Here is a 6,512-nt window from a genome sequence, read left to right as displayed (position 1 = left end):
AACGCCCGACAGGGCTGGCCGCCGACCCGACAGCCAGCCAAATCTTTTCGAGGTGACGGCCGGAGTCCAGGACCGCGAAGCGGCCGGCGAAGCCGGCGGGCCGAAGGCCCGTCCTTGACGCCGGTCGCCACCTCGAAGACCCTCCCGAAAGGGTCGGCGGCCAACGCGGCAGCGAAAGCACACCGACCCCACGGAAACCGGAAGACTCAGCCGGTGTAGACAGTCCCCTTGCCGTACAGGTTGCGGGTGACGTTGGAGAGATACGCACTCGCATCAGCAGACCCCAGGTTGTACGTGTTGAACACCCCGTACCCCTGAGAAACAGTCCGCGAAGCAAGACTGGCAGCAGTCGAAGAAGAAGTCCCCTGGATGTTGATCGCAGCAGGACCCAGCTCGGGCTTGCCGAGCCCGGGGACGTCGGGTACGCCCCAGGTGCCGTAGTAGGGGTTCCAGGCGTAGTCGAGCAGGTCGCCGACGTTGACCCCACCGTACGAGAGCCGCGACGCGGACGGCCCGATGTAGTAGAGCGTGATCAGCTTGTCCGGCAACCGCGAGCGCAGCGCGTCGACCAGGTAGACGAAGGAGAAGTCGTTGGGCTGCCCGGTGCCGTTGGCGCCGTAGTTGGCCCACTCGTCGTCGAAGTCGACACCGTCCAGACCGTAGCGGGTCACGACCGCGGCGAGCTGGTCGGCGAACGCCTCGGCCGACGCACGGTCGGGGAAGTTGGCGAAGCCGGCGCCCTGGTGGTTGCCGAGCACCGAGAGCAGGATCTTGATGCCCTTGGCCTGGGCCGGCCGGATGTGGACGTCGGCGGCGTCGAGCTGCGCCTGCACCTGCGGGTTGTTGTAGAGGTAGGCCCGCTGGCCGTCGTAGTTGATGTTGGCCGCGAAGATCAGGCCGATGTCGAAGACGTTGCCGCCTCCGGCGAGCTCGTACTTCGCGACGTTGCCGACGCTGTAGTTGTTGACCTCGACGTAGCCGGTCATCAGCGTCGGCGACGCGAGCGGGCGCGCCGCGCTCGCCGACGAGGACAGGCCGAGGCCGGTGGCCGCGGTCGCTCCGAGGGCCGCGGCGCCCGCGCCGAGCAGCATGTGTCTGCGTGAGATGTGGGGAACTGACATGGTGCTGGTCTCCTTTAGTTGCGGTGGAACCTCAGGGTGCGGACCTCGAAGGCCCCGAGACTGAGCGCGACGACACCGCCGTCGACGCTCACCTCGGTGATCGGGTCCTCCACGAGCGAGATCTCCTCGACCCGCTCGTAGCTCTCCGCGACGCGCAGCTCCCCCTGCGTACGCGCGCCGGTGGACTCGTAGACACGCACGACCAGGTCGCCGGAGCGGTCGGCGGCGAGCTTCACGCTCGAGACCACCAGTCCGTCCCCGGAGACGGTCACGAGCGGCTCGACAGCGGCCGCACCGGTGATCTGACGGGCCGGGATGTTGAGCGCCGCTCCTGCCTCGGTCGCGGTCGAGACGGAAGCCCCGATGACCAGCCCGTAGCGGTGGGTCTGCACGCCCTGGTCGGTCTCCGGGTCGGGGAACCGCGGCGCCCGCAGCAGCGAGAGCCGCACCTCGGTGGTGAGTGCCGTCGGCCGGGTCACGTCGAAGCCGTACGTCGAGTCGTTGATCAGCGCGACCCCGAAACCCGGCTCCTCGGCCAGGACCCAGCGGTGCATCGAGGTCTCGAACTTCGCCGCCTCCCAGGAGGTGTTGGTGTGGGTCGGGCGGCGGTGGTAGCCGAACTGGGTCTCGGCGAGGGTCTGCTCGGCCTTGATGTCGAGCGGGAAGGCGACCTTGAGGAACTTCTCGGTCTCGTGCCACTCGGTGCTCTGCGCGATGTCGAGCACCCGTGATCCGGGCGCGAGCGAGAGCACCTGGGTGGTCGACGACTCCGGCGAGATCGGCCGCTCGATGACCAGGCCGTCCTCGGTGATCTTGATCGAGGTGACCTCGCGCAGGTCGGTGACCCGGTTGCGGTAGAACCGGTCCACGTCCCAGGCGTCCCACATGTTCGGGAAGTCCTGGTGGAGCTGGAGCAGGTTGGCCTCGGCCCCGGCCGGGATCGCATCGCGCCCGGTCGCGAGATCGACGGCCGAGGTGATCAGGCCCTCGGCGGAGACGGTGACCTCGACGACCCCGTTCCCCAAGACGTACGTCCCGTCCTTCTCGACCACGGAGACGGCCGCCACGGGCTCGGCCGCCAGGACCGCACCCGAGCGCCCGTCGGCCCTCAGCGTGACCGTGCCCTCGCCGGCGAGCGCCGTGAGCGCCCGCTCGATGAGCGCCTCGGCGGCCTCGGCGACCCGGGCGTACTGCGCGGCCGCCTCCCGGTGCACCCAGGCGATCGACGTCCCGGGCAGGATGTCGTGGAACTGCTGCAGCAGGATCTGCTGCCACAGCGCGTCGAGCTCGTCGTAGGGATAGTCGAGCAGGCCGCGGACGGCCGCGGTGGCCGACCACAGCTCGGCCTCGACGAGCAGGTGCTCGCAGCGGCGGTTGCCCTGCTTGGTGAGGTGCTGGGAGGTGAGGGTGGCGCGGTGGAGCTCGAGGTAGAGCTCGCCGACCCATACGGCAGGATCCGGAAGCTCGGAACGGGCTTCCTCGAAGAACTCGTCCGGGTGCCGCCACGACACCTGGGCGGAGCCTTCGAGATCACGCAGCCGGCGTGCCTTGCCGGCCATCTCGCGGGTCGTGCCGCCACCGCCGTCGCCCCAGCCGACCGGCGCGATCGACCCGGTGGCGACCCGGTTCTCCCGGAACTGCCGGGACGCCTTGGCGACCTCCTCGCCGGAGAGCCGGGAGTTGTAGGTGTCCATCGGCGGGAAGTGGCTCAGGATGCGGGAGCCGTCGATGCCCTCCCACTCGAAGGTGTGGTGGGGGAACCTGTTGACCTGGTTCCAGGAGATCTTCTGGGTGAAGAACCACTCGAACCCGGCCCGCTTCATCAGCTGCGGCAGCGCCGGGCTGTAGCCGAAGGAGTCGGGCAGCCAGACCCCCCTGCAGCGGATCCCGAACTCTGTCTCGAAGAAGCGCTGCCCGTAGAGGAACTGCCGCACCAGCGACTCCCCCGACGGCATCGTGGTGTCGGACTCGACCCACATGCCCCCGAGCGGGATGAAGCGGCCCTCGGCGACCGCGGCCTTGACCTTGGCATAGACCTCCGGACGGTGCTCCTTGAGCCACGCATACTGCTGGGCGCTCGACATCCCGTAGCGGAAGTCGGGGTCCTCGCCGAGCAGCTCGGTCATCGAGGAGGTGGTGCGGGCGACCTTGCGGATCGTCTCGCGCACCGGCCACAGCCAGGCGGAGTCGATGTGGGCGTGGCCGATCGCGGCGATCTGGTGCGCTGAGTCGTGAGCGGTCGCCTCGAGGACCTCGCTGAGCGCCTCCCGGGCGTCGGCGGCCGTCTCCCGGATCCGCTGCAGGTCGACCCGGTCGAGGGCATCGTCGATGGCCTGCAGGATGCGGAACTTGCGCGGCCCCTCGGGCAGCTCGACCTGCAGCTCATGGAGCGTCTCCAGGTCGAGGCAGAGCTCGAAGACGTCCTTCTCGAAGACGGCGAGCTCGATCCGGCGGGTCGTGTAGAGCCTCTTCTTCGACGAGGTCTGGATGTCGCCTTCCTGGGTCGGCAGGAACGGGTGGTAGTCGAGCAGCACCGGGTTGGCCGCGGCCTCCAGGAACAGCTCGATCTCCTCGCCGCCCTTCGCCTCGTCGGCGACCAGCACCCACTGGTTGCGCGGGTTGAGGCTCTTGATGGGCTCGCCCTCCGGGGTGTAGACCAGCCCCTCGCACTGGAAACCGGGCATGTTGATGTCGAAGCCGAGGTCGCAGACCAGCTCCACCCGCTTCCCGGCCCACTCCGCGGGCACGGTCCCGGTGATCCGGAACCATGCGGTACCCCAGGCCGGACCCCAGTCGCTACCGACCTCGAAGGGCTCGTAGGTCAGCGCCAGCCCGTCGGCGGGAGCGATCGGCTCCCCGGGCAGCTCGTGCCACTCGACGCTCACGGGCGCCGAGGTGGTGTGGACCGCCGGCCACAGGCGCTCCTTGAGGACCCGGCTCACCCGGCCCTCGGTGAGGTGTACGTCGTCGTGCATCAGTGCTCGTCCTGTCTGTCGTCTCTGTTGTCTCGGATGTCGGCGTCGTCTTCGATGAGCTCCAGCTGCGTGAGCACGCAGTCGGTCAGCGCGGTGAACCGTACGGCGCACGCCGTGACGGGTTCTCCCCTCCGGACGCGGAGAACGCGGGTCTGACCAGGCCAGACGTACGTCTCACCGGACCGCTCCTCGCCGGCCACCGTGTCGCCCGTGGCATCGAGGTATTCCAGCTTCCAGCCGATCTTCCCCGCCCGCGCCGAGGTGACGGTGTAGAGCGACACCCGCCGCTCATCGACCAGCACCACCTCGACCCGGTCCCCGGCGACCAGGGCCACCTGGGTCTCGCCCCGATCGTCCACCAGCGCCGAAACCGCACCTGTGGCGGCCGAGTCGGTAGATTCGGCGAGATCGACGATCGGCCGACGCTTTCCGGAGATGATCGAGGCAGAGGGCGGACGGGTGTCCTGCGCCCAGCCGCCCGGTGTCTCGGAGAGCTCGACGACGAGGTGCGCGCCGTCGGCCAGGCGGGCGTGCGGGATCGAGATCTCGTCCCAGGGCTCGCCGTCCAACCTCACCGCGCTGATGTAGTCACCGGCGCCGACGGCCTCGATCACGATCTCCTTGCCACCGACCGGTCGCAGCACGGTGCGCCGCACCGACGGTGGGACGATCACGTAGGAGGCCGAGCCCGGCACCAGCGGGTAGAGCCCGATCGTGGCGAAGACGTACCAGGCAGACATCTCGCCGTTGTCCTCGTCACCGGGATAGCCCTGGCCGAGGTCGGAGCCGACGAAGAGCCGGGAGAGGCACTCGCGCACGATACGGTGGGCGTCGTCGTGCCGCCCGGCGAACATGTACATGAACGGGATGTGGTGGGCCGGCTGGTTCGAGAGCCCGAGCATCCCCATGCGTACGTCCCGGGCCTCGGTCATCTCGTGGATCGCGAAGCCGTAGTGGCCCGACAGCGCTGCCGCCCCGGTCTCGGGACGCGCGAAGAAGGCGTCCAGCTTGGCCCCGAGCCCCGCCTCGCCGCCGTGGAGCTCGGCCAGCCCGGCTCCGTCGTGCGGTGCGGTGAACGCGGTCCCCCAGGCGTTGGTCTCGGTGTAGTCGTGGCCCCAGACGTCAGGATCGAAGGTCGCACGCCACTCCCCCGCAGGGTCGCGCCCGATGAAGAACCCGCGCTCGCGGTCGAACACGTTGCGATATCCGAGCGCCCGCCGCGCGAAGTACTCCTCCTCTGCGGCGAGGTCCTCCGGGGTTCGGGGTAGTCCAGGGAGTTTCCGACCATTACTGGCCGGTAGACCGACGGAATCTCCCTGGACTACCCCACCCTCACGCAACCTCCGAGCCAGCCGAGAGATCCCCCAGTCGTTGATCGCGTTGTCGAGCGTCCAGGACAGGCCCTCGTGGGTGTCGGTGTCGACGTAACCCGCAAAGATCCCGCGCGGCAGCCCCTTGCGGCCGACACGGACGTCATCAGGTGGCACGGTCGCGTTCTTCAGCGCCGAGACATAGGCCGTCTCCAGATCGATCCCGGGCGCCTCGCGCAGGGCCAGGTCGGCGACCACGGTGTCGAAGGTGGTGCCGGTCATGCAGTCCTCGGCCCCCGGAGCGCTCCAGCGCGGCGTCCAGCCGCGGTCGCGGAAGTGCTCGACGAAACCTTCGGCGAGCGAACCGGCACCGGCCGGGTCGAGCAGCGCGAGCAGCGGCCAGGCGGTGCGGTAGGTGTCCCAAAAGCCGTGGGTGACGGTCATCGGCGCGTACCGGACCGTGGTCAGGTCATAGGGCGAGACGTGCGCGTGGAACGGACCCTCGCCGTAGCGGTTCGGGTAGAGGAAGAGTCGGTAGAGCCCGGAACGGATCGAGACCAGCTGGTCCTCGCTCGCCCCCTCGACCTCGACGGTCGCCAGCACCCGCACCCAGGCGGCGCGAGCCCGCGCGGCCATCTCGTCGAAGGACCCCGCCACCGCGAGGTTGGCCGCGGCCTGCTCGTCGCTGACGGTCGAGATACCCAGCCGTACGTCGACGGCATCCGCCCCGCTCAGCGCGATGTGGCCCCGGAGCCGGCCCGCGCCGAGGCGCAGCTGCGAGGTCCCGGCGACCCGGACGTGGATGTGCTGGGCCGGCTTCCCCTCACGATCGAGGAGAAGGGCGCGAACGACGACCTCTCCCCTGTCGTTCTCGCAGGTCAGAGACCTGATCTCGCCGTGGTGGTCGAGCACCAGGGAGCGCGCCCCGGTGAACCTCATCCCGAGCGCGAAGTCGCCGGGGACGAGCTCGGCGGTGACACCGCCGTCGAGCCTGACCGCGTAGCGGTGCGGCCCGGCCTGCTCGTCGGCATGATCGAACCCCAGCGCCCGCGCGCGCCGGTCGTCGTCGGGGTCGACGAGCGGGCTCGGCATCACCTGGAAGACCC

General features: G+C 69.6%; 3 protein-coding genes. All 3 read right to left on the bottom strand.

Annotated features, from left to right (window positions below; translation table 11 throughout):
- Positions 1–206 precede the first annotated feature (206 nt).
- A complete protein-coding gene (locus tag ACFVJS_RS25440; protein WP_378886214.1) occupies positions 207–1,121 on the bottom strand; it encodes an endo-beta-N-acetylglucosaminidase H in 915 nt (304 codons plus the stop codon).
- A 14-nt stretch (positions 1,122–1,135) separates the two neighbouring features.
- Positions 1,136–4,096 carry an alpha-mannosidase gene (locus ACFVJS_RS25435; protein ID WP_378886212.1) on the bottom strand — a complete coding sequence of 987 codons (2,961 nt, stop codon included), beginning with the start codon at positions 4,094–4,096 and terminating at the stop codon, positions 1,136–1,138.
- On the bottom strand, positions 4,096–6,512 hold a 2,417-nt coding region (locus ACFVJS_RS25430), incomplete at its 5' end, for a GH92 family glycosyl hydrolase (RefSeq protein ID WP_378886210.1). The genes ACFVJS_RS25430 and ACFVJS_RS25435, both read right to left, overlap by 1 nt.

This window comes from Nocardioides sp. NPDC057772, from assembly GCF_042798075.1.
Classification (GTDB): domain Bacteria; phylum Actinomycetota; class Actinomycetes; order Propionibacteriales; family Nocardioidaceae; genus Nocardioides.
This window is presented reverse-complemented; position numbering and strand designations above follow the sequence as displayed.

Coding starts and splice junctions, on each gene's coding strand:
- ACFVJS_RS25440 (WP_378886214.1), bottom strand. CDS start 1,121: ATGTCAGTTCCCCACATCTCACGCAGACACATGCTGCTCGGCGCGGGC.
- ACFVJS_RS25435 (WP_378886212.1), bottom strand. CDS start 4,096: ATGCACGACGACGTACACCTCACCGAGGGCCGGGTGAGCCGGGTCCTC.